The 21,122-nt window shown below is 53.6% G+C and carries 21 protein-coding genes; 8 read left to right on the plus strand and 13 right to left on the minus strand.

The window, feature by feature from the left end; all coding sequences use genetic code 11:
* The first annotated feature begins 141 nt into the window (after positions 1-141).
* The 4 genes from ACPUC7_RS07665 (at position 142) to ACPUC7_RS07680 (ending at position 4,373) form a co-directional block, all read left to right on the plus strand.
* Positions 142-1,248 (plus strand): mandelate racemase/muconate lactonizing enzyme family protein, encoded by a 1,107-nt coding sequence (locus ACPUC7_RS07665; protein WP_494922409.1) that lies wholly within the window; start codon positions 142-144, stop codon positions 1,246-1,248.
* Entirely contained in the window at positions 1,248-2,309 is a 1,062-nt protein-coding gene (locus ACPUC7_RS07670; RefSeq protein WP_494922410.1) for a proline racemase family protein, read from the plus strand. Before ACPUC7_RS07665 ends, ACPUC7_RS07670 begins: the two co-directional genes overlap by 1 nt.
* A 24-nt stretch (positions 2,310-2,333) precedes the next feature.
* Complete coding sequence (locus ACPUC7_RS07675; RefSeq protein WP_494922411.1) at positions 2,334-3,242, plus strand: dihydrodipicolinate synthase family protein; 909 nt, start codon at positions 2,334-2,336, stop codon at positions 3,240-3,242.
* A 168-nt stretch (positions 3,243-3,410) separates the two neighbouring features.
* Positions 3,411-4,373, plus strand: coding sequence for a dihydrodipicolinate synthase family protein (locus tag ACPUC7_RS07680; protein WP_494922412.1), 963 nt, complete (start codon positions 3,411-3,413; stop codon positions 4,371-4,373).
* A gap of 195 nt (positions 4,374-4,568) precedes the next feature.
* Here the strand turns inward: ACPUC7_RS07680 and ACPUC7_RS07685 are convergent, their stop codons facing one another.
* Positions 4,569-5,990 carry a protoporphyrinogen/coproporphyrinogen oxidase gene (locus tag ACPUC7_RS07685; RefSeq protein ID WP_494922413.1) on the minus strand — a complete coding sequence of 474 codons (1,422 nt, stop codon included), beginning with the start codon at positions 5,988-5,990 and terminating at the stop codon, positions 4,569-4,571.
* 216 nt (positions 5,991-6,206) lie between these two features.
* On the opposite strand from ACPUC7_RS07685, the gene ACPUC7_RS07690 reads away from it, so the two are divergent.
* Together ACPUC7_RS07690 and ACPUC7_RS07695 are read left to right on the plus strand one after the other, a co-directional pair.
* Complete coding sequence (locus tag ACPUC7_RS07690; RefSeq protein WP_494922742.1) at positions 6,207-7,079, plus strand: transporter substrate-binding domain-containing protein; 873 nt, start codon at positions 6,207-6,209, stop codon at positions 7,077-7,079.
* A 200-nt stretch (positions 7,080-7,279) separates the two neighbouring features.
* The gene (locus ACPUC7_RS07695; RefSeq protein ID WP_494922414.1) at positions 7,280-7,933 is read left to right on the plus strand and encodes a GntR family transcriptional regulator; all 654 of its coding nucleotides are present in this window, start codon (positions 7,280-7,282) and stop codon (positions 7,931-7,933) included.
* A gap of 175 nt (positions 7,934-8,108) precedes the next feature.
* Here ACPUC7_RS07695 and ACPUC7_RS07700 read toward each other — a convergent pair whose 3' ends face one another.
* Complete coding sequence (locus ACPUC7_RS07700; protein ID WP_494922415.1) at positions 8,109-9,248, minus strand: MFS transporter; 1,140 nt, start codon at positions 9,246-9,248, stop codon at positions 8,109-8,111.
* Between the two features lie 139 nt (positions 9,249-9,387).
* Here ACPUC7_RS07700 and ACPUC7_RS07705 point away from each other — a divergent pair, with 139 nt between their 5' ends.
* Positions 9,388-10,137, plus strand: a complete 750-nt coding sequence (locus ACPUC7_RS07705; RefSeq protein ID WP_494922416.1) for an IclR family transcriptional regulator — start codon at positions 9,388-9,390, stop codon at positions 10,135-10,137.
* On the opposite strand, the gene ACPUC7_RS07710 is transcribed toward ACPUC7_RS07705, so the two are convergent.
* From ACPUC7_RS07710 to ACPUC7_RS07760, 11 genes are all read right to left on the minus strand, one after another.
* Positions 10,134-10,445 carry a cupin domain-containing protein gene (locus ACPUC7_RS07710; protein ID WP_494922417.1) on the minus strand — a complete coding sequence of 104 codons (312 nt, stop codon included), beginning with the start codon at positions 10,443-10,445 and terminating at the stop codon, positions 10,134-10,136. The genes ACPUC7_RS07705 and ACPUC7_RS07710 overlap by 4 nt on opposite strands.
* Positions 10,446-10,580: 135 nt before the next feature.
* The gene (locus ACPUC7_RS07715) at positions 10,581-10,796 is read right to left on the minus strand and encodes a YdgH/BhsA/McbA-like domain containing protein (protein WP_343551086.1); all 216 of its coding nucleotides are present in this window, start codon (positions 10,794-10,796) and stop codon (positions 10,581-10,583) included.
* Positions 10,797-10,987: 191 nt separating this feature from the next.
* Positions 10,988-11,203 (minus strand): YdgH/BhsA/McbA-like domain containing protein, encoded by a 216-nt coding sequence (locus tag ACPUC7_RS07720; RefSeq protein ID WP_494922418.1) that lies wholly within the window; start codon positions 11,201-11,203, stop codon positions 10,988-10,990.
* 115 nt (positions 11,204-11,318) lie between these two features.
* Positions 11,319-12,212, minus strand: coding sequence for a dihydrodipicolinate synthase family protein (locus tag ACPUC7_RS07725; protein WP_494922419.1), 894 nt, complete (start codon positions 12,210-12,212; stop codon positions 11,319-11,321).
* A gap of 121 nt (positions 12,213-12,333) precedes the next feature.
* On the minus strand, positions 12,334-13,659 hold the full coding sequence (locus ACPUC7_RS07730) for a cytochrome c (RefSeq protein ID WP_494922420.1): 1,326 nt from the start codon (positions 13,657-13,659) through the stop codon (positions 12,334-12,336).
* Positions 13,652-15,256 carry a GMC family oxidoreductase gene (locus ACPUC7_RS07735; RefSeq protein ID WP_494922421.1) on the minus strand — a complete coding sequence of 535 codons (1,605 nt, stop codon included), beginning with the start codon at positions 15,254-15,256 and terminating at the stop codon, positions 13,652-13,654. The genes ACPUC7_RS07730 and ACPUC7_RS07735 overlap by 8 nt, the downstream gene beginning before the upstream one ends.
* Positions 15,257-15,277: 21 nt before the next feature.
* A complete protein-coding gene (locus ACPUC7_RS07740) occupies positions 15,278-15,775 on the minus strand; it encodes a sugar dehydrogenase complex small subunit (RefSeq protein WP_494922422.1) in 498 nt (165 codons plus the stop codon).
* A 124-nt stretch (positions 15,776-15,899) separates the two neighbouring features.
* Positions 15,900-17,276: a c-type cytochrome gene (locus ACPUC7_RS07745; protein ID WP_494922423.1), complete on the minus strand. Its 1,377-nt coding sequence runs from the start codon at positions 17,274-17,276 to the stop codon at positions 15,900-15,902.
* Complete coding sequence (locus ACPUC7_RS07750) at positions 17,276-18,904, minus strand: GMC family oxidoreductase (RefSeq protein WP_494922424.1); 1,629 nt, start codon at positions 18,902-18,904, stop codon at positions 17,276-17,278. Before ACPUC7_RS07750 ends, ACPUC7_RS07745 begins: the two co-directional genes overlap by 1 nt.
* 20 nt (positions 18,905-18,924) lie before the next feature.
* Positions 18,925-19,464, minus strand: a complete 540-nt coding sequence (locus tag ACPUC7_RS07755) for a sugar dehydrogenase complex small subunit (protein ID WP_494922425.1) — start codon at positions 19,462-19,464, stop codon at positions 18,925-18,927.
* A 235-nt stretch (positions 19,465-19,699) separates the two neighbouring features.
* Positions 19,700-20,629: an aromatic alcohol reductase gene (locus tag ACPUC7_RS07760; RefSeq protein WP_494922426.1), complete on the minus strand. Its 930-nt coding sequence runs from the start codon at positions 20,627-20,629 to the stop codon at positions 19,700-19,702.
* 85 nt (positions 20,630-20,714) lie between these two features.
* Between ACPUC7_RS07760 and ACPUC7_RS07765 the strand changes: the two genes are divergently transcribed.
* On the plus strand, positions 20,715-21,116 hold the full coding sequence (locus ACPUC7_RS07765) for a winged helix-turn-helix transcriptional regulator (protein WP_494922427.1): 402 nt from the start codon (positions 20,715-20,717) through the stop codon (positions 21,114-21,116).
* The last annotated feature ends 6 nt before the right edge of the window (positions 21,117-21,122 follow it).

The following is a 21,122-nucleotide window of genomic DNA, read 5'->3' on the forward strand; positions in this document are numbered from 1 at the left end:
TCACCATAAATGGCGACCCTACAAAAGCGCGCAATGCTCCGTAAGGTCGCCATTTATGGTGACCGATTAAAACCCCATTGACAGCTTAAGTGTCGCATGTAATATATTACCCATTACCAACCACTGTGAGTGCATCGACTGATGAAGATTGCTGCGATTGACGTTTTTGGTTACGAGTTAACGTACGCCCACGGCGAATACGTGATGTCCGGTGGACGCGCGGCGCAGCGCCAGGCTTCCACGCTGGTGCGCATTCGTACTGCCGAAGGACTGGCAGGCTGGGGCGAGAGCAGCACGCTGGGCGGCACCTATTTGCCAGCGTTTGCTGAAGGGATTCGCGCAGCGGTGCAGGTTATGGCTCCCTCGCTGATCGGAATGGATGCTACCAATCTGTCGCTGATCCATCAGCAAATGGATGCGCTGCTGCTCGGGCAGGAAGGCGCAAAAAGCGCCATCGATATCGCCTGCTGGGATCTGCTTGGTCAGGCGGCGGGCTTGCCAATCTCGATGCTGATCGGCGGCATCGCACAACCTGATTTTCCTTTATATGAAGCAGTGCCGCTCGCCTCACCAGAAGCGATGGTGGCGTTTGTGCGTCAGCGCCAGGAAGTGGGCATTAATCGCTTTCAGCTTAAAGTCGGTAACGATCCGTTCGAAGATGCCTTGCGCACCCGCAGCGTGGTGGAAGCCTGTCCGGCAGATGCGGTGATTGTGGCTGATGCCAACGGCGGCTGGAATTTGCCGCGCGCCACCATCGCGGTGCGCGAAATGGCCGGATTGAACGTAATTGTCGAACAACCTTGTCGTGACACCGCCGATTGCGCGCTGGTGCAACGCATGAGCAGCTTGCCGCTGTCGATGGACGAATCGGTAACCAATGCGGCGGAGCTGTACCGCGCTAAATATGATGCCGGAGCCAGTTCGCTCAATATCAAACTGGCACGCGTTGGCGGCATAACCGGCGCGATGCGCATGCGCGATTTGGCACAGTCGCTGGGCATGACCATCTGCATTGAAGACGTTTGGGGCGGCGATGTCACCAGCGCAGCGGTGGCGCATGTTGCCGCCAGTACGCATCCGGACGCGCTGATGCACGCCTCGTTCTTCAATGACTGGACGCAGGAACATGTCGCAGGCTATCAACCGCGTTCAGTACGCGGTCGCGGCACCGCGCCAACCGCGCCGGGATTAGGCATCACGGTTGATCGCGCGGCTTTAGGCCCGGCACTGTTTGAGGTAACGCGTTGATGAGCGAACAATACGCCCTGCCCGCCGCGATGCAACGCTGGCTGGAGAAAAGCGATCGCCAGTTGATTACCGCCATTGATTCGCACACCGGCGGTAACCCAACGCGTATCGTGATGTCTGGCATCGAACTGCCCGCAGAGATTCAGGGCGTTGATGCGGCGCGCGGCTGGCTGCGCGATCATGCCGATCATTGGCGTCGTCGTTTAGTGCACGAACCGCGCGGCGGCGGATTAACCTGTGCGGTGTTGCCCATCGCCACGCAAGAAGATGATTGCGACATCGGCGCAGTATTGCTGGAACCGGGTTCCTATCCACCGATGTGTGGCCACTGCATGATTGGCTTTGCCTCAGTAATTGTGGAGTTGAATTGGCTGCCCAACTTGCAGCCGCAGGACGACGGCAGTTTGGCCTTTCGCATTCGCACGCCGGCAGGTGCGATTGGCGTCATCTCGCACTGCGATAATGGCGAACTGCAAAGCGTGACGCTGACCAATGTCGAATCCTTTGTGGTGCGTAAAGATCATCACCTTATCGACGGCAAAACCGTTGAGGTCGAACTACTGTACGGCGGCGATTACTACATTTCCGTCGATGCCAGCGCATTAGGTTTGTCATTGGATCGCGACAATGCCACCGAAATCGTGCGCATGGCGCGCGCGCTGCGGGCCAGCTACACACAACACGGCGTGCGCGATCCGCTCGATGATGCGTTGCTCGACGTCTACCAAGTGCTGTTTTATCACTACGATGCGACGATGCCCGATCAGGCCAAAATCGTGGTGATCGCCCCACCCGGCGTCATCGATCGCTCGCCGTGCGGCACCGGCAGCAGCGCGTTTTTTGCCAAGCTGGTGACCGAAGGATTGTTAGCCGAGCATCAATCACTCACCACTACCAGCATTATCGGTTCGACGTTTAGCGTCGCTACGCATCAACTGCGCCGCACGCCACAACGGATATACATCACGCCCGCTTTAACCGGGCGCGCCCGTATCAATGGTTTTCTGCATATCGCCGCAGATGCCGAGGATGAACTCGCAGACGGCTTTGCCCCACTCTGACTGACTCAATGGAGAAGAAATAACATGACGCTTAAAGGTGTACTTTCCGCCATCGTGACCCCCTTCACGCCAGATGGTGAGCAAATTGATGAAGCGGCGCTGCGTGCGCTGGTAGAACAAGGTATCGAAGATGGCGTGGATGGCTTTGTTCCGGCGGGCGGCACCGGTGAGTTTTCGGTGTTGTCGCAAGCCGAGAGAATGCGCCTGATTGAAGTGGTGGTCGATCAAACCGCTGGACGCGCCAGCGTGCTGGCGCATACCGGTGCGACATCGACGCGTGAAGCGGTCAAGCTAAGTAAGCACGCCGAGGAAGTCGGTGCCACCGCATTGATGTTAGCCACGCCGTATTATGAGCCGATTGGCTTTGATGAAGCCTGGAGTTATTACGCCGGTGTGGCCGATGCCACTTCGCTGCCGATTTGCGCCTACAACTTCCCGCCAGCCACCGGCCTGCATTTGGACGTCGATTTTCTGGTTAAATTAGCGCGTGAAATTCCCCAGGTTAACTATGTCAAAGATTCATCGTCGAATATTATGCAGATGAATACTTTATTAGCCGATCACGCTAACAACATTACGTTTTTAAATGGCGAAGATGTTTTAATGCTGCCGGCATTAATGTTAAAAGCGCCGGGCATGGTGATGGGCGTGGCTAACTTTATGTCGCCGGGTTTGGCGAAATTACAGCGCGCCAGTGAAACCGGTGATGATCAAATTATTGTCGATATCTGGCGCGAAATTAATCCGTTGATTCGTTTCCTCGCCAGCAACCGCTACAGCAGCGGCGTAAAAGCCGCCTGTGAGCTACTGGGCTTAACTGTCGGCCCGGTACGTGCGCCAATTCCACAATTTACCGCGGCGCAGAAAGAGCAATTAAAACTCATCCTGAATCAACTTGATCCATCATTATTAACCAAAGCAGCCAATAAATAACCATTGCCGTTACAAAAACATGTACTCATCGTAGCGGCGCAATTTATTGCGCGATAAATCGCGCCGCTACGAAACCCGTGTGAATATGAAATTTCTCATCAACGTTAAACCATCATGCAATAAAGTGCTGGGCGCTTTATTACGCTTATTTCATCACTGGAGATGAATATGAAATCGGATATTTTTTCTGGCGTCATTCCGGCGTTAATGACGCCTTGTAAAGCAGATCGGTCACCGGATTTTGATGCGCTGGTGAAAAAGGCGCGCCAACTGATTGCAACGGGCATGTCTTCAGTGGTGTATTGCGGCTCGATGGGCGACTGGCCGTTGCTCACCGATGCTCAGCGTATGGAAGGCGTTGAACGTTTAGTGGCGGCGGGCATTCCGGTGATTGTCGGCACCGGCGCGGTGAATACCGCTTCAGCGGTGGCGCATGCGGCACACGCGCAAAAAGTGGGTGCGAAAGGTTTGATGGTGATCCCGCGCGTGCTGTCGCGTGGCTCGGTGATTGCCGCGCAGAAAGAGCACTTCAAAGCAATTTTGACCGCCGCCTCTGAGTTGCCGGCGGTGATTTATAACAGCCCCTATTACGGCTTTGCGACCCGCGCGGATCTGTTCTTTGCACTGCGCGCTGAGCATCCCAATCTGATTGGTTTCAAAGAGTTTGGTGGCAACGACGATTTGCGCTATGCCGCCGAGAACATCACCAGCCGCGATGATGATGTCACCTTGATGATTGGCGTTGATACCGCGGTATTCCACGGTTTCGTCAATTGCGGCGCAGTTGGTGCGATCACCGGTATCGGCAATGTGTTGCCAAAAGAAGTGCTGCATCTGTGCAATCTGGCCAAAGCCGCCGCAGCGGGTAATGCCGAGGCACGCCAACGTGCGCAAGAGTTGGAAGAAGCGTTGGCGGTGCTTTCTTCCTTTGATGCCGGCCCGGATTTGGTGCTCTATTTCAAACATATGATGGTGTTGAAAGGCGACAGCGAATATCAGCTGCATTTCAATGCCAGCGATGCGTTGACCGGCAGCCAGCAAGTTTACGTTGAGAAACAGTTTGCGCTGTTTAATCAATGGTATGCATCATGGAGCCAGTTACCGGGCGTGGTGCAAGATTATAAAGTTTGAGTGCGCTAGCAATGAAAAAGCGATGATTGTTTCATCGCTTTTTTTTGCCTTGAATTTGGTGGTCACCATAAATGGCGACCCTATAAAACCTCGCATCCATCCGTAGGGTCGCCATTTATGGTGACCTGGTTTTAAGCTCGAGATACAAAAACAGCGGCAAAAGCCGCTGTTAAATAGCGATGCAATCGCCAAAAATCAGGCCTTCTTCTCCATCGCTACCGGCTCAGCGGCGGGTCGAAATGGCGTCACCTTGCCTTCACCACTCATCAAACGTGTTCTGGCGCGGCGCGCGGCTTCATGGCCGGTGCCGGTGGCGATCTCCATGTTGCCGATCTCAGCAAAATAATCACCCGCAAAGTGAATATCCACATCCTTACGTTCGCAATACGCCAGCATCGGATCGAAGTTGAAGCCAGCCGGACGATAAGTATTGCCCGGTTCCCAGCGCTGCACGATGGTTTCCACCACATGCCCTTTCAGCTCTGGGAACATTTTGTAGACATCGGTCAGATAACGATCGCGAATCTCATCGTCGCTCAACTTCAGCATGGCGCGCGCTGGTTCGCCGCCGGAATAAACCATTAAACTGCCGCCGGGTTTGCGTGGTCCGGTACGTAATGGGTTGGCGTGATTGAAGAACATGTCGAACGACGCATCAGGCGTGGTGATGGCATAGATATCGTCATACGGCATCGGCCCAATTTCATCGGTGATAATGCCCATGGTGGGGAACGGGCCATACTGCACGCCTTGCAGCGTTTCGCGTACATCGGTTGGCAGATCTTTGACGATTTGCGCTGCCTGATACGCCGGTACCGCAATGATCACCTGCGCCGCCGTGGCAGTATGTTCAACGCCGTTGGTCTCATATACCACGGTGTTGTAGCTGCCGGTTTTGGTGACGGCTTTCACGGTGGTGTGATAGGTGGCGCGGCTGCCCATCAATTCCATCATCACTTCACCAAAACGGCCGGAGCCGCCGTTGAGATTCAGCGCCATTGAATCGCCCTTGCCCGCCCATACCGCACCAAACAGTGATACGCCCACGCCCGCATGCTGATCTTCCATCTCCGCCGCTGCACGTCGTGCCGCCGATTGGAACAGCGCTTCGAGGCGTTTCGGTAGCGGTCCCATAAATTTGCGGAATGATTGGTCAGACATATAACGCGCCACGCGCGCACGGCGATGTTGATTGCTTTCACCATAGATCGGCTTCATCTCTTCCTGCCAGCCGCGCACCGCTTTCATAATGCGTAAGCCATTCCACGCCAATGCAATGCGTTCACCAATTTTCATCTTCATGGTGAGCGGCAACGCAGAAACTGACTTCGGTTTATACACTTTTCCATCCCAACAGATGGCAAATTTATTGCCCGGAATGCCGATCACCTCCAGCCCAATGGAGTGCAGGATATTGCGCATGTGCGAACCTGCCGGAGGAAACAGATGACCGCCAAGGTTGATCCAGTAATCACCACGGCTCATGGAGAAAAGTCGACCACCCAAACGGTGGGTTTTTTCCAGAATCATGATCTTTCTGTCACGCAACTCCCAAGCCGCTGAAAGGCCGGAAGGTCCACCACCCACCACAATCACATCAAAATCTGGTTTATCCATTATTCACTTACCTCAATAGCGTGTGTGTACTGAATCATCGTAAAAGCATGGAGTTATGGTGCTGGCTGAGCCGATTTTGGGGCGCTTTACACAAGCATCTTGCCAGCGTCATCTGTAATGGGTAATATATTACACGCAACTTCCAGCTGTCAATGTGTCGTCTTTTGTTCAAACACCAGCGTGCCATAGGTCATCCAGAGGAGCGTTATCGTGAAAATGTATAAAAGCAAAATGGTTTGTTATGCCCTGCTCGCCGCCACCAGCGTTTTGACGGCTTCCGTTCAGGCTGCTATTGCCAAAAACGATCAGGTTGCGGCTCTGCTACCCGAAGCGATGAAATCATCCGGTACGCTACGTATCGCGATTCCAGATATCGGTAAGCCATTGGCATATAAAGAAAATGGTGAGTTAAAAGGCATGGATGTCGAATTGGGGCACGCTATCGCTCAGGTAATGGGGTTGAAAGCGGATGTGCATCTGGTGCCGTTCGCTGCGGCGTTGACCGGTTTGCAGGCGGATAAATATGATGTCTCCTACGGCGAGTTTTACGTCACCGCCGAACGCCTGAAAGTGGCTGATTTCGTCACCAATTGGCAAGATTACAGCTCATTCCTGGTAGCCAAAGCCAACGATTTCAAACCAACGACGCTGAAGGAAATCTGCGGCCATAAAGTGGGCGCGATGGCCGGTTCTGCCGAGCTCGCCACGCTGAAAACGGCGGTCGCGCCGTGCGGCAGTAAAGCGCCGATGATCAGCGCGTTTGCTTCGATTAATCAGGCGATTTTGGCGCTTAACAGCAGTCGCGTCGAAGGCGTTTTAATTAACCGAGGCGGCGCGCAGGAAGCGATTCATATGGACAGCAAGCTGGATGCATCGGGTGAAATCGGTGGCGGCCCAACCGCGACGGCGGTGGCACGCAATGGAAATTCTGAACAGTTGCTGCCTGCAATAAAAGCCGCTTATGACAGCCTGATACAGAGCGGAGATTACATGAAGATTTTGCAAAATAACGATACCGCATACGGCGCTGCCAAAACCGCGGTGATCTATCAGCAAGATTCGACACCGCCGACTTACGCATTTAATTAATCTCTGCATGTGCATGTTATCGGTCACCAAAAATGGCCACCCTACAACACCTCTTCCCGTAGGGTCGCCATTTTTGGTGACCGATACATGACTCAAACGGATTAGTGGTTTACCGCGTGAAATAACCATATTGAGAACTATAAGTAAAAAGAATAAAATGTAGCCTGTTATCGACTACTTAGTTTACAAGCGGAGTACACATGGAACCGGAACTGCAACTACGACAAACCAATCTGCGCGATCAGGCGTTGTCGATCTTGAAATTGCGCCTGGTCTCCGGCGATCTCGTTCCAGGCCAGATTTATTCAGCATCGGCGTTGGCAGAAGAATTGGGCGTGTCAAACAGTCCGGTTCGCGAAGCGATGTTAACGCTGGTGAATCAGGGATTGATGGAAGCGGTGCGCAATCGCGGTTTTCGCGTGTTGCCGTTAAGCACCAAAGAACGCCAAAACATTTATGAATTGCGCATCTTGCTGGAAATCCCCTCAATGGGAAAACTGGCGGGCATGCAGGAAAAAATTCAGGCGCGTGCAGCGGAATTTACCAAAATCGCTAGCGATATGGTCAACTTCGCCAAAGAAGGCGACATCGTGAGTTATCTGGAGATGGATCGCCAATTCCACCTTGGTTTGCTGGCGATTCTGGATAATGAGCAGTTAGTGACTATCGTAGAAAACCTGCGTGATCAGTCACGCCAGTTCGGCTTAAAAAATCTGCGTGATACCGGCGGCCTGATTAAATCCGCTGAAGAACATCAGCCGATTTTGGATGCGATGGTGAAAGGCGATGCCAAACTGACCATGAAGCTGATGACAGCGCATCTCAGCCATTTAGTGGGTGATTGGGCCGGTTAATTCCACTCTTTTTGCTTGCTTTTTCAAGGCCGCCTATTTGGCGGCTTTGTTATTTCTGCAGGTATAAGGCCGGTTATCCACAATCCCCGTGCGTAGAAGCCGCGCTAACCTGTGGATAAATCTCGCATTGCAGCATGCAGCGCCCGATGCGCGCCTGCGGTTACTTTTCGCACGATTATTTGGCGTTGGCAGTCATTGAGCGACCGCATTTTCCCATAGCAAACACATTCACCGCCGCCAATACCGCTGCCGCGATAAACGCGCTGACGATGCCGCCGGGCAGATACGCCATAAATGCCGCCAAAAACTGTCCTGAGAAAATCGCCATCGATAGGCGCGCCAATTGCCGACCACGTTCTTGCGGCTGACTGATTTCCACTGTCATATGATTGACCAGCGGAATCGACAAACCGAACCCCATACCTAACAAAATGCCGCCGGGTAGGCACAGCAGCATATTCGGCGCAGCGGCAAATTCCAGATGAGCCAAAAGATAGCAAATAAACGCCATCACCAATGTAGCGTAACTGCCGAAACGCTGCGTCACATCCGGCATCATCGCGGCGGCGAGCACCGCCACCAGCGAGACAAAGGAGAGGAAATAACCAATCTGTGCGGCGTTGACGTGCATCGCCGCAAAGCGCTGCGGTAACATAATTACCGCGGTGAAAAAGCACATCATTGAGCACACCGCGGCCAGTAAAACCGGGCGTAGCAAGCGATCGCTGTTGGTTGAAAGATTTTCTTCCGGCTCCGTTGAAGATGGCATTGATCGCGGCACAGTGATCGCCACCAGCAGCAACATCAGCCACGCGAACAGGTACAGCGCGTAAGGCCAGCGCCAGCTGATCGACGCCAAAATGCCGCCGATAAACAAAAACAGCACGCCGCCCAATTCGATGGCCATGCCCTGCCGCGCCATCATTTTTAAACGCGCGTCGCCGGCATAAAAGCTGGCGATCAAGCTGGTGCCAGATGCCATGACAATCGCGGTGGCGCAGCCCAGCAGCAGTCGATCAATGATCTGCGGCAGCGCGCCCGGTAGCCACGCACCGGCTACGCCGAGCAAGCCGTAGCTGAATAAGCCCACCAGCAACAGCGAATACGCCCCCCAGCGATCGATGGCGCGCCCTGCCAGCGTGCCGGCTAAAACTACGCCCAGCGAAGGCAACGTAACCAGCCAGTTCGCTAAATGACTCACGCCAAGCTGCGCGGCAATCTCACTCAATCCCGGCACAATTACGCAGCCGACCATAATCGTTAGGCAACTGACGGCCAGTAAGGTCATTGCACCGACTTTATTGATGGTTGACATGCTCTTTACCTTCTATCCACTATTCGGACAATATACCCATATAACGGACAATTCCGAAAGAACAATTACGCAGGTTATTATTTGGCAAAGTGTTACATGCTATAGTCTTGCCACTTTTTCATCGGCAGAAGAGACAAAAATGGTTGCGGATTCAGAAGGTAACGGTTCTCAAGTCATCGCGCGCGCGGCGACGATTTTGCGCGCGCTGGAAGATCAACCGGCTGGATTGTCGATGTCGGCACTGGCGAAGGCCACTGCTTTGCCGCGCACCACCGTGCACCGTTTAGTGACCTCGTTAATCACTCAGCAAATGCTGTTGCAGGATAGCGACGGCATCAAACTGGGCCCGGCGCTGGCGCGATTAGCGGCATCGGCGCACATCGATATCATAGCGCTGGCACAACCGGCGATGGCGACGTTAAATCGTCGCACACGCGAAACCGTGGATCTTTGCGTCTGGCGCGGCAGCCATACTGTGTTGGTGAGTCAGTGTGTATCGGATCAAGAGTTGCGGGTGGTGTCGCCAGTGAGCACCGCGTTTCCATCGCACTGCGCGGCGCACGGTAAAGTGTTATTGGCGCAACAAAGTGATGAATCACTTGATGTGTTGTTACCGCAGCTAACCGAAGCCCGCACCCGCAACACCTTGCAAACTCGTCAACCGTTAATGGCAGAGATTGCGCTTATCCGTCAGCAAGGTTATGCGATTGATCGCGAAGAACATGCGCGTGGAGTCTGTGGGATCAGCGTGGCGTTGCAAACCGGTGTCGGCGAATGTTATGCGCTGGCGATTGCCGCACCAGCGTTGCGTTTTGATGAGCAGTTCGCCCATCTGTTAGCGTCTTTGTTGCAGGCGAAAGTTGAGATTGAAGCGTTAGTGGCGCGTTAAACCGAATCTTCTTTTTCAATCACCAACACGCGCGCCGCGCCTTGCGGATGTGCCACATGTTCGGTGCCGATGCTGGCGTAAAAAATATCGCCGCTTTGCAACATGGCTTTTTTCACTTCGCCCGCCTCGCGATAATGCATCTCCACCACACCATCCAGCACCGCAAACACTTCTTGCCCATCATTGATGTGCCATTTGTAGGGTTTGTCGGTCCAATGCAGACGCACGCTGGTGCCATCGAAATTAGCGATGTCTAACGCTTCCCAGGCTTTGGCTGGCGTGAAATTTTTACTACGGGTGATTTTCATGAGTGATCCGCATAGAAGAATTTGCGCTGATGATACTGGCAACAACCGATTCATGCGGGACAAGATGGGATGCTTTACGGACATTTAGAAACAGCAAAGCCGCCCGGAGGCGGCCTTAACACAACATCAGAAATCTTATTTGTACAACTCAGCGGTCATATGAACGCGATTGTTGGTGTTGGCTTCGGTGATTTTATACTGTGCGCCCTGCTGCTGTGCCTGAGCGGCTACTTTAGCTTCTGCGCCATCAAGTGTAGAAGACTCAACGGAGATGCTCTGTGCAAAGCTGGCAGCTGACATCAGTGAAAGAGTAGCGGCAGCGGCGATAGTCAGTAATTTTGAAGTTTTCATGGTCATAATCCTTAATGGTTTGGTTGGTTACGAAGGCTATTTGCTTTCGATGAAACAATAATAACTCTAGTTATCGTTTCAATATTAACTATTAGTGCGGTAATCGTGATCTTGCTAATAATGTCCACTTTCACAAAAAAGGCCGCCTCGTAAGGCGACCTGTTCTGGCACATCCTTATGCAACCATTCCGTTATTTATACAGTTCAGCAGTCATGTGGACGATGTTACCGTTGCTGGCTTCCAGGATGCGGTATTGGTCGCCATGTTGCTGTGCTTGTGCGGCGATTTTGGCTTCTGCGCCGTCCAGCGTGGTTGAAGTGGCTGAAACGGTTTGTGCGAAGCTTGCAGCTGACATCAGTGAAAGAGCGGCAGCAGCGGCGATAGTCAGAGTTTTGATAGTTTTCATGGTCATAATCCTTTGGTTGTTTGTTGTGAAGGCTGTGCGCCTTCGATGGAAACAATAATAACCATAGAAACTATTATCAGATTAACTATTAGTGCGATCACGATGATCGAGCTAATTATTCCAATTGGTGTTGGTTTAGCACCTGACGCAGTTCCTCAATGTCTGCCGCTGCCAGCGAACGTAGCGGACGTGGCAAACAATCCTCTTCAGCTAAGCCCAAAACAGCGGCGGCAGCGGCAATAACGCGGATGCTGCCGCCGTGTTTGCTGAACAGCGCCCACAGCGGTGCGAGCCGTTGTGCTTGTTGTTCTACTGAGGCGAAATCCCCCGCTTGTGCGGCATCGGTCATCGCTTTGGCGCTGCGCGGGAACAAGCCACCGCACACTGAATACCATAAATCGCAGCCAGCGATTAATCCGTTTGCGGCAAAGGCATCACCGCTGACGCCAATGCTGACATGCGTTGGAATCTGCGCACGCAAGCTCTCGACACGCTGCCGCGCGGCGGCCAGATCCGCCGGAACGCCGGGAATTTTGATCGACTGAATATGCGGCAACGTGGCAATGCGCGCGTGCAGCGCATCGGAGAAAAGGGTGTGACTGGTGCCCGGATTGTCATAAATGCAGATCGGTACAGAGACATGTCGCGTGACGTCTTGATACAGACCAAACACTTCGTCATCAGTGAGTTTTTGATAGGCAACGGCGGGCAGCAGCAGTGCGCTGGCACCGGCTTGCTGCGCATCATCCGCCAGGCGCAGCACTTCATCGGTACTGATTGCACCAATGCTGACAATCACCGGAATTTTCTCCGCGTGCTGGACCGCCAACGTGGCGATGCGCTTGCGTTGTTCGCGGGTGAGATAGGCGTAGCTGCCGGTGGAACCGAGCACGCCTAACGAATCCACTTTGGCAGAAGTGAGACGCGCGAGGAGATTGAGAAAGGCGGTTTCATCAATGCCGGACGCATTGAACGGAGTAAGCGGAAACGCACTGAGTCCTTTGAACATGATTAGCTCCTGATCCTAGACATAACCAGGTCACCATAAATGGCGACCCTACAAACGGCCTAAACGGTTTTCGTCGGGACGCCATTTATGGTGACCTGGTTTGAAAGGACTCAGAATACTGTTAACTGCGTTTTCTGCGCCACCACCATAACGCCAGCAACACGATAACGCCCGCCGCCGCCATGCCAATACGCGACAACATCATCAGCGGCGAAGCTTCACCGCCCGCACGCAAGGTTGCTACGCGTTCAGCACTGATTTGCACCTGGCTGTGACCAAAATCCTGCATCAAATAATTAGTCACCGAAGCGATTTGCTGGTCATTCAACTCATCCGTAAAGCCGATCATCCCCTGCTGCTTCTCCGGCCACACACCTTGCAGAATCGCCATTGCCACGTTATCGGCGTTGGGTTTATCCAGCACCGGATGGTGCTGCAAGGCCGGTAAACCGTTCAGACCTTGTCCCGACAAGTTATGGCAGGATGCGCAGTTGTTACGGTAGATTTGCGCACCTTCGCCTAATCCCGACCACGCCGCTGGCGTGTCATCGCCCTGCACTTTAGTTAAGCCGCTTGTTACTGCTGGCGAAATTTCCTTGCCAGAAGCGGGCAATAAATAGCTGGCGATGGCCTGACGGTCGTCTGGTGTCATGCGCGCGAAGCTTTTATCGATCGCTTCCAGCATCGGTCCGCCAGCGGTCGCGCCATTGCTGGCGTGACCAGTGGCAAGATAGTCAGCCAGCATTTCACGCGTCCAATGTGCTTTGCCTTGCAGCGCATCGGCGCTGATATCCGGCGCGAACCAGGTTCCCAATGAAGCACCTTGCAGTTTTTTATCCTGCTGCTCAGCCATCAGCAAATTGCGTGGCGTGTGGCAAGTGCTGCAATGGGTTAAGCCTTCGACCAAATAGGCACCGCGATTCCACTGCGCAGATTGCGCCGCATCCGGTTGGAACGGTTTGCTATCGAGGAACAATAGATTCCACGCTGCCATGCTGAAGCGCAGATTGAACGGGAACGGCAGCGCGGTTTGTTCCGGCTGCACATCCACCGGCTGCACGCCTTGCATGAAGTAAACGTACAGCGCCGCTACATCTTCATCCGTCAGTTTGGCATAGGCGGTATACGGCATTGCCGGATAGAGTTGACTGCCATCGCCGCGCACACCTTTGCGCAGTGCCGCGGCAAACTGCTGCTCGCTGTAATTGCCGATACCCGCCACTTTCGACGGCGTTATATTGGTGCTGAAAATGGTGCCTAGCGGGCTAGCGATAGCATGGCCGCCGCTGAACGGCGCTTTGCCCTCCTCGCTGTGGCACGCGGCGCAGTCACCGGCAATCGCCAGATATTCGCCACGTTTGATCAGGTTTTGATCCGCTGCCTGCACGGATGTGCACAGCATCAATAACGCAACGGCCGCCAGCCCGCTTTTCCCTTGCTTAGCCATGTTGCGTCTCCTGCAAGATTTTGTCGGCGGTACGTAACGCCAGTGCCATCGCGGTCAACGTCACGTTACAAGTGCCAACGGTTGGCATCACGCCGGTGCCAACCATAAATAAGTTGGCGTGATCGTGTGCGCGTCCCCACGCATCGGTAACGCTGGTGGCGGGATCCAGTCCCATCGATAGCGTGCCGGTGATGTGCTGGCGGTTGGAGAATTTGCCGCTTTTGCTGTGTTTGATGTTGGTTGCGCCGAGTTTGGCAGCAATCGCGTCATAGCACTCGCGGGTTTTCTCGGTACCTTTCACCACGTAATCATTCACATCCCAAAACAGCGATGGCGTTGGCAAGCCAAGCGCATCTTTGTTATCGCTCAATGTCACGCGGTTGTTAGGATCGGGCAGCTGTTCCAGCGCATTCTTGATGCTGAGACGACGCGCAGCGCGGAAGCGGATTTGTTCCTGCAATTTCTTGCCGAACAAGCCTTCTGCCAGCACTTCTTTGGTCACTGACGCGACCTGAGAAGCGTTGGAAATGTCGATGCGGAACGGCGCGTGTTCGCTGCGGAAATCGCCGTCGCGGAATTGACCAATCGAGCACGGACTCACCGGACCGCGACCTGGCCAGATCTCTTCATCTACGTCGAAAGTCACGCCAATCGCCGGGTGATCGCACAGATTGCGGCCCACGTTATCGCGCGCGTTGGCGATGCCGTGCGGGAATTTATCGCTCACCGACATCAACAGTAGTTTTGGCGTTTCAATCGCATTCGCCGCCAGCACGAAGGTTTCTGCGGTGACGCGATGGCTGACTTTATTCCAGTCGTAATAGTTGGCAGCCACAATCTTGCCTTGCGCATCGTGTTCCAACTGATACACCACCGCTTCAGTGATCACCTGCACGCCGCTGTCTTCGGCTTGCTGCGCCGCTAATCCGCCGTGATATTGCGCATCAATCGGACATAACGGCATGCAGTTATTGTTGCCGCAACAGGCTGGACGGCCATCATAGCTGTGGCTGTTACGGCCGGTGCTGTCATCCAGCACGGTGAAATCTGGAGCCAAACGCGCGGTAACACGCTGTTGCAGCCAGGAAGCCGGTACGCGTTCCATTGGATAAGGCTTGCTGCGCGGCGATCCATTGTCTGGTGATCCACCGACACCGGCGATCACTTCAGCCTGATAGTAATACTCTTCCAGATCGTCGTAGCCGATCGGCCAATCTTTGCCGATACCATATTGGCTGTGCTGACGAAAATCATTCGGCACAAAGCGCCACAGTTGCGCCGCCCAGTGCCAACTGGTGCCACCAAACATGCGGATGTATTGCGCGGCAAACGGGTGCGGACCGGCCTGATGCAGATAATCATTCGGTTCCGGCGTATAACGCGGATGCGGTGCCTGCGGCGAGAACGGATACGGCGACATAAAATCAGATTTGAAGGCCGAAGCGCGGAAGCGTTCGACCAGTTGATCGCGCGCCACTTTCGGGCCGGATTCAAGTAACAATACCGATTTCCCGGCTTTTGCCAAACGGGTTGCCAGCAGCGAGCCGTTGACGCCCGCACCAATGACCACCACATCGGCAGAATTCTTAGTTTTCATTAACTGCTTAGCTCACTTAAATCAGGGCTGCTGCGCCCAGCTACCACATTCACCGTAAGAAAAACTCGGCGGGACTAATTTGTCATCCACCAGCTGATTCGCCAGCGTATTCACATAGGTGACGTACAGCGCGTGCTGGCCTTTACCGACCACGCCGTTGTACCAGCCGCCTAAAATCACTTTCGCCAACTTCTCGCTGTCGGCATCGGCAAAGGTCAGATGATCTTGCTGCAACAATTCTGGCTGGCTTTGCAGCAAGTTTTTTAGCTGCAACAAACTGCCGATAAAGCCTTTCTGCGTTTGGTTTAACGCCTGCAACAGCGCGCGTCCCACGGTGAGATTGAGGCCGTCTTGCTGCGTTAACCAACGCGAAACCTGCATTAGATCATCAAGACCGGCAACATGCGCGTCAGGTTGGGCAGCGCGTAAACGCGGCAACGGCAGAAGCTGTCCGGCAGCGCTGGCGAGAGTCACCAGCCCGGCCAGCTTCAACACGCGGCGGCGTGAATAGTGATTCATTTTCAAGTTCCAAAAGAGAATTAACGGTCACCCTAAATGGCGACCCTACATAAAACGCGCGTATCTGTTGTAGGGTCGCCATTTATGGTGACCGAACAACATGCAACGCACTGGCCGCCCTACATCAACGTTTACGGCGATACAGTAACCAGCCGAGCAGCACGATCACCACCAGCATGCCCGCGCCGACGCCGATCTGCGCCATCAGCACCAACGGCGAGGATGGCCCGCCGCGACGGATTTCCGCCACTTGCTCGGGTGACACCGTCACGTCAACGTTGCCGTAGTGGTGCAAAATCCAGTTCGACAAGGTCGCGACTTGCTGATCATCAAGATGATTAAGCGCATTCGGCTGGGCGCCAAACGGCGGCATAAACACATCGCCCTGTTGGGTTTTGCGTTCCACACCAAACAAAATGGTGGCGATTAAGTTAGAAGGATTGTTTTCCGCCGTGGCGCTGTTGTGGAACAAGCTCGGATAGAACGCATCCGGCGTGCCTTGCCCACTGCTGCCGTGACAAGACGCACAGTTGCCAGAGAACAAACGCGCGCCTTCATCATTCACTGCCGCGTTAAACGGCTGGCCGCGAAATGCCACCAAATTGTTTGCCGCTTTGCCTTGTTCAAAACGTGATGCGCCGCTGGCAGGTGCATTGCTATCCGCAACGCTACTCATATATTCAGCCATCGCTGCCACATCATCATGTGACAGATGCTGGAAGCTGTGGCTGATGGCTTCTGCCATGCTGCCCGCAGCTTGCGCTTTGCCCGCTAAACGACCGGTTTGCAGATAAGTGATCAAATCCTGCTGCGACCATTGCCCAATGCCGCTGACTTTATTCGCGGTGATGTTCGGCGCGAACCACGGCCCAACCTGCGCACCGGTAAAGGCTTCGCTCTCTTTTTCCTGCATCAGGAAACCGCGCGGCGTGTGGCAAGTGCTACAGTGCGCCGCGCCTTCCACCAGATAACGGCCGCGATTCCAGCTGTCGCTTTGCGTGGTATCTGGCGTGTAACCTGGCGCTTTGAGGAACAGCGCATTCCAGAACATCATTGAGAAACGCAGATTGAGCGGAAATGGCAAATGCGTCTGCGCCGTCGGCTGATCAACCGGCTTTACGCCGGACATGAAATAGGCATATAGCGCATGCACATCGTCATCGGTCAACGTGGCATACGCGGTGTACGGCATCGCCGGATAGAGATTGGCGCCGTCGGCGCGCACGCCTTTGCGCAGTGCTGCGGCAAATTGCTGCTCGCTGTAATTGCCGATACCAGCGGTTTTCGATGGCGTGATGTTGGTGGCGATGATCTCGCCGACCGGCGATTCAATGGCTTTGCCACCAGCAAACGGCTGACCATGTTCCGCGGTGTGGCACGCAGTACAATCCGACGCCACTGCCAGATATTCACCCTTCTTGATCAGCGCATCATCCGCAGCATGCGCCGCGCCGGTTGCCAGCGCCAAGGCCAGCGCGAGGTGTTTAAGCTGCAACATCATCACGCCTCCTGCGCTTGTTTAACAATCGCATCAGCGGCTTTAAAAGCCAGAGCGACCATCGTCAAGGTGCTGTTGCCGCAAGCGGTACTCGCCATCGCGCCACCGCCAGGCAGGAACAGATTGCGGTGATCGTGCGCACGACATTCGTTATCCACCACCGAATTGGCCGGATCGTTGCCCATGATGGTGCCGCCCATGATGTGTTTGCTCTGATTGAACTGTTTGGAGAATTTTTTCTCGGTGGCGCCCATCGCTTCGGCAATGCGGTTAGCGATCGGCATCGAATAGTTTTGCAACGAGCGGCGCACATAATCGCCTACGTCGTAGTGAATCGTCGGTTTCGGCAAGCCAAGCCAATCTTTCTTATCACTTAGCGTCAGACGATTGTTGGCGTCAGGCAGGATTTCATGCGCCAGCACGATATCGGCGGTGCAGGCGGTCATGCGGCGGATCTCTTCATCCAACGCTTTGCCGACCAGGCCTTTTTCCAATGCGCCGAAGGTGACGAAGCGATTGCGTGCAAAGTTGTTAAAGCGGAAATAAGCGCCCGCATGCTCCGAGCGGAAATCGCCCTGCGAGGTTTCCATAATGCCGCTGTTCACCACCGGGCCAACGCCCGCCCAATACGGTTCATCCAGCGTCACCGTCATGGTGATTTGCGGGTGATCCATCATGTTGCGGCCAACTTGATCCGAGCTGTTGGCGAGACCATTTGGATTACGTGCGTCCGCCGACATCAGCAGCAGTTTTGGCGTTTCTAAACCATTACAGGCGACAATAAACAACTTGCCGCTGACGCGATGGGTTTGCTTGTGCTGATCGTAATAATGCACCGCTTCGATCTGGTTACTGGCGTTGGTTTCAATGCGCCATACCACCGCGTTATCGAGGATGGTAGCGCCTTTGGCTTCGAGGCGTGACAGCGCGGTAGCACCATCATATTTCGCGCCAACCGGACACACCGGCACGCAGTTGTTATTGGCGCAGCACGCCGGGCGATCGTCATATGACGTGCCGCTGTTACGTGCTTGCGCGGTAGGAATGTTGTGCAAGCCGAGTTTTTCGCGCACCACTTCGGTAAAGCGCGCTTCGCCGGGACCAAATGGCAGCGCTGGCATCGGATAAGGTTTGGAACGCAGCGGCGGCCATTGCAAGGCCGGATCGTCTGGGCCACAGATGCCGAGTTTGTATTCCGCGCGCGCGTAATACGGCTCCAGCGTGTCGTAATCAAACGCCCAGTCACGTCCCACGCCGTAACGGGTATGCAGTTGCATATCGGCCGGGGTCAAACGCCAGCAGGTACCCGCCCAATGCCAGGTCGATCCACCGGCATAACGCACGTAGCTTTGCGCATAGGAATCGACTCCGCTTAATTGCAGATAACCTTTGCCTGCGCCCGCCGGTTCCGGATGCGGCGCCCAATCGCGCGAGGGATAACACTCGATCGGGTTGCCTTTCGCCGCCAGCGGCAGATTGCGGTAATTTTCCACGATTTCGGCACGCGACACGCGCGGACCGGCTTCTAACATCAATACCGGAATTCCGGCGTCCAACAGTTGCTCTGCGATCACCACACCGACCACGCCGGTGCCAACGATCACCACAGGTGATTGTGAAGGGGCTGCCATAATTATCTTCTTCTTTCAGGTCAGAATTGCGGTACGGGAAGAACCGGTGTGTTGGCGCGCTGCCAGTGGTTAGGACCACTGATGCCATACGATGGAATGGTGATGGCGTCCAGCGTGGTGTGCCAAGTCAGCGCCTGTTCATAGGCGAATGCCTTCACCGAGCGCTTAGGCTCAAGGCAACCGGTGTACCAGCCAAAGATGATTTTGTGCGCCAGATCCTGCAACGCACCCTGCGGAATCGCTGGGAAGAAATCCTCAACGATCTGCGCGTTATTCGCCTTGGCAATCGCCAACAGATGATTGAGATTTTCCATCAGCGTCGGCTGTTCCAGTTCCAGCAACGCCAGCATGCGCTGACCTACCGCATCATCAAGTTGATGATTAACCAACAGGCGAGATAGCTGCATGAAAGGTATGAAGTTTTTAGATGAGTCAGCAAAAGCAAAACGCGGTAAGGCTGAGGTGACAAGGCCAGCAGCCACGATCACCACGCCGGAGAGCAGCACTCTACGACGTGACAGTTGGACCTCGCCGAAAGGCAGGTCATGCGAAGCACTCATGGTATATCCCTGATTAGTGACATTACTCAAAACCCCCGCAAGGCGGCGGTGAAAACGGCATTTATTATTGGTAGTAACGGTAAATCTATTGATAGTTAACAATCACGCAACGTTACATTAATTCGATAACTCATAGTTACGTGGATTATTAATATAATAAATGGATCTTAAACAAAAGCCATACGTAAATGACGTTTTCAAATCAGGTATGAGTGGAGAAATGCAAAACTGAATTTTATGGCTGTTTTGCCAGCCACTGCGCGGCCGTAGTGGTTTCAAAACCTCGAAGATGATTGAAGGTGGTTTCTTTAGGCCACGCAACCCCATCAGCTCTGGCAAAAGCCAGCCGGTATTTTGCCGCAACATCATCAGGAGTGTGCTTTACATCAGCTAATAGCTGTTCTCTGCTCAGTAATTTTCTCTTTATTTCACTATTCCAATGGAACTGCATTAAATCTGCCAGCTCACGGTATGTCAGCGTGTCTCCAGCGATAAAGACAATCTGGTTACTCAAAGTGGGTTGATTGCAAAAGATCTCCGCAGTCAGCCGGCCGATATCTTCAGGGGTCGTCAGAGTGACTGCATGCTGCCAGTCACCCAAACCAAAAACAGTTTTAGTTGGTGCGTCAACGACACCAAAACTCGGTTCAAACAGATAGCTGGTGAATATGCCAGTGGATACAATCACCCATTCAGTGGTGTTTTGACCGCGAATCAGATCGCGTACCTCAAGTTGTTCATCCCACACTTGTTGTCCACTGCCTTTGCCGATGGCGTCATAATCAACGCCGAACTGCCATGGGAAGTAACGTGCCACTTTGGCATTTAATACGGCTTGAGTAATCTTTATTTGTGTTCCCTCTCCACCGACAAAACCACTGCAATTAATCACGGCGTCGAAAGAGTGAAATATCTCGCTCAGTTCATCGATATTATTTTTCTGCAGATCCCCTTCTACAACTGAAATGCCCAGTTTATCGAGTGCATCCAATCTTTCCTTGCGCAAGCCAGAAATAGCGTTAGCGGCTTCTGGCCTTAGCAATACACTTATTTTTAACTGATCGTGTTGCCTGGCTTTATTACTCATCGCTCGCAACACCTGCAAACCAAGCTCCCCGGCCCCAAGTATGAGAACGCTATTTACAGATTTAGATTCAGTATTCATTCTTGCCTCCTGTCATATTGTCAGGTCATCATGACAGCCGACAGAGATTGGCTCAATTAGGCACATAAATGATACCGGAGGTGATATGGAATCAGAGCGGGAAGAATTATTGCGGTTTTCAAAGGAATTTTGCGAAGAATTAAGTGACGATGATGAAGGACTTAAACGTGAGATTCTGGCGCATGCCGGTAATCGCTGGTCACTAGGTGTGTTGCATATTCTCGGCACTTGCGGCCCTTTGCGTTATGGGGAAATACGCCGAAATCTTCAGGGCGTTACGCAAAGAATGCTGACGCGAACATTGCGTCATCTTGAACGCGACGGGCTTATTTATCGCTGTGATTATCAGGAAAAATTGCCTCGGGTAGTTTATACAATTACCGCTATGGGAAAAGAAATGCTGCTTAACATGTTGCCTTTATGGTCGTGGATTATTACCTCCGCCGATTATTTCCGGGATTCCAGAGCACAATTCGATGATAATTAACTCTGA

This window comes from Pantoea sp. CFCC18179, assembly GCF_059412405.1.

Bases quoted from the DNA above. Each gene is read 5' to 3' on its own strand.
- ACPUC7_RS07665 (WP_494922409.1), top strand. From the start codon at position 142: ATGAAGATTGCTGCGATTGACGTTTTTGGTTACGAGTTAACGTACGCC.
- ACPUC7_RS07670 (WP_494922410.1), top strand. From the start codon at position 1,248: ATGAGCGAACAATACGCCCTGCCCGCCGCGATGCAACGCTGGCTGGAG.
- ACPUC7_RS07675 (WP_494922411.1), top strand. From the start codon at position 2,334: ATGACGCTTAAAGGTGTACTTTCCGCCATCGTGACCCCCTTCACGCCA.
- ACPUC7_RS07680 (WP_494922412.1), top strand. From the start codon at position 3,411: ATGAAATCGGATATTTTTTCTGGCGTCATTCCGGCGTTAATGACGCCT.
- ACPUC7_RS07685 (WP_494922413.1), bottom strand. From the start codon at position 5,990: ATGGATAAACCAGATTTTGATGTGATTGTGGTGGGTGGTGGACCTTCC.
- ACPUC7_RS07690 (WP_494922742.1), top strand. From the start codon at position 6,207: ATGTATAAAAGCAAAATGGTTTGTTATGCCCTGCTCGCCGCCACCAGC.
- ACPUC7_RS07695 (WP_494922414.1), top strand. From the start codon at position 7,280: ATGGAACCGGAACTGCAACTACGACAAACCAATCTGCGCGATCAGGCG.
- ACPUC7_RS07700 (WP_494922415.1), bottom strand. From the start codon at position 9,248: ATGTCAACCATCAATAAAGTCGGTGCAATGACCTTACTGGCCGTCAGT.
- ACPUC7_RS07705 (WP_494922416.1), top strand. From the start codon at position 9,388: ATGGTTGCGGATTCAGAAGGTAACGGTTCTCAAGTCATCGCGCGCGCG.
- ACPUC7_RS07710 (WP_494922417.1), bottom strand. From the start codon at position 10,445: ATGAAAATCACCCGTAGTAAAAATTTCACGCCAGCCAAAGCCTGGGAA.
- ACPUC7_RS07715 (WP_343551086.1), bottom strand. From the start codon at position 10,796: ATGAAAACTTCAAAATTACTGACTATCGCCGCTGCCGCTACTCTTTCA.
- ACPUC7_RS07720 (WP_494922418.1), bottom strand. From the start codon at position 11,203: ATGAAAACTATCAAAACTCTGACTATCGCCGCTGCTGCCGCTCTTTCA.
- ACPUC7_RS07725 (WP_494922419.1), bottom strand. From the start codon at position 12,212: ATGTTCAAAGGACTCAGTGCGTTTCCGCTTACTCCGTTCAATGCGTCC.
- ACPUC7_RS07730 (WP_494922420.1), bottom strand. From the start codon at position 13,659: ATGGCTAAGCAAGGGAAAAGCGGGCTGGCGGCCGTTGCGTTATTGATG.
- ACPUC7_RS07735 (WP_494922421.1), bottom strand. From the start codon at position 15,256: ATGAAAACTAAGAATTCTGCCGATGTGGTGGTCATTGGTGCGGGCGTC.
- ACPUC7_RS07740 (WP_494922422.1), bottom strand. From the start codon at position 15,775: ATGAATCACTATTCACGCCGCCGCGTGTTGAAGCTGGCCGGGCTGGTG.
- ACPUC7_RS07745 (WP_494922423.1), bottom strand. From the start codon at position 17,276: ATGATGTTGCAGCTTAAACACCTCGCGCTGGCCTTGGCGCTGGCAACC.
- ACPUC7_RS07750 (WP_494922424.1), bottom strand. From the start codon at position 18,904: ATGGCAGCCCCTTCACAATCACCTGTGGTGATCGTTGGCACCGGCGTG.
- ACPUC7_RS07755 (WP_494922425.1), bottom strand. From the start codon at position 19,464: ATGAGTGCTTCGCATGACCTGCCTTTCGGCGAGGTCCAACTGTCACGT.
- ACPUC7_RS07760 (WP_494922426.1), bottom strand. From the start codon at position 20,629: ATGAATACTGAATCTAAATCTGTAAATAGCGTTCTCATACTTGGGGCC.
- ACPUC7_RS07765 (WP_494922427.1), top strand. From the start codon at position 20,715: ATGGAATCAGAGCGGGAAGAATTATTGCGGTTTTCAAAGGAATTTTGC.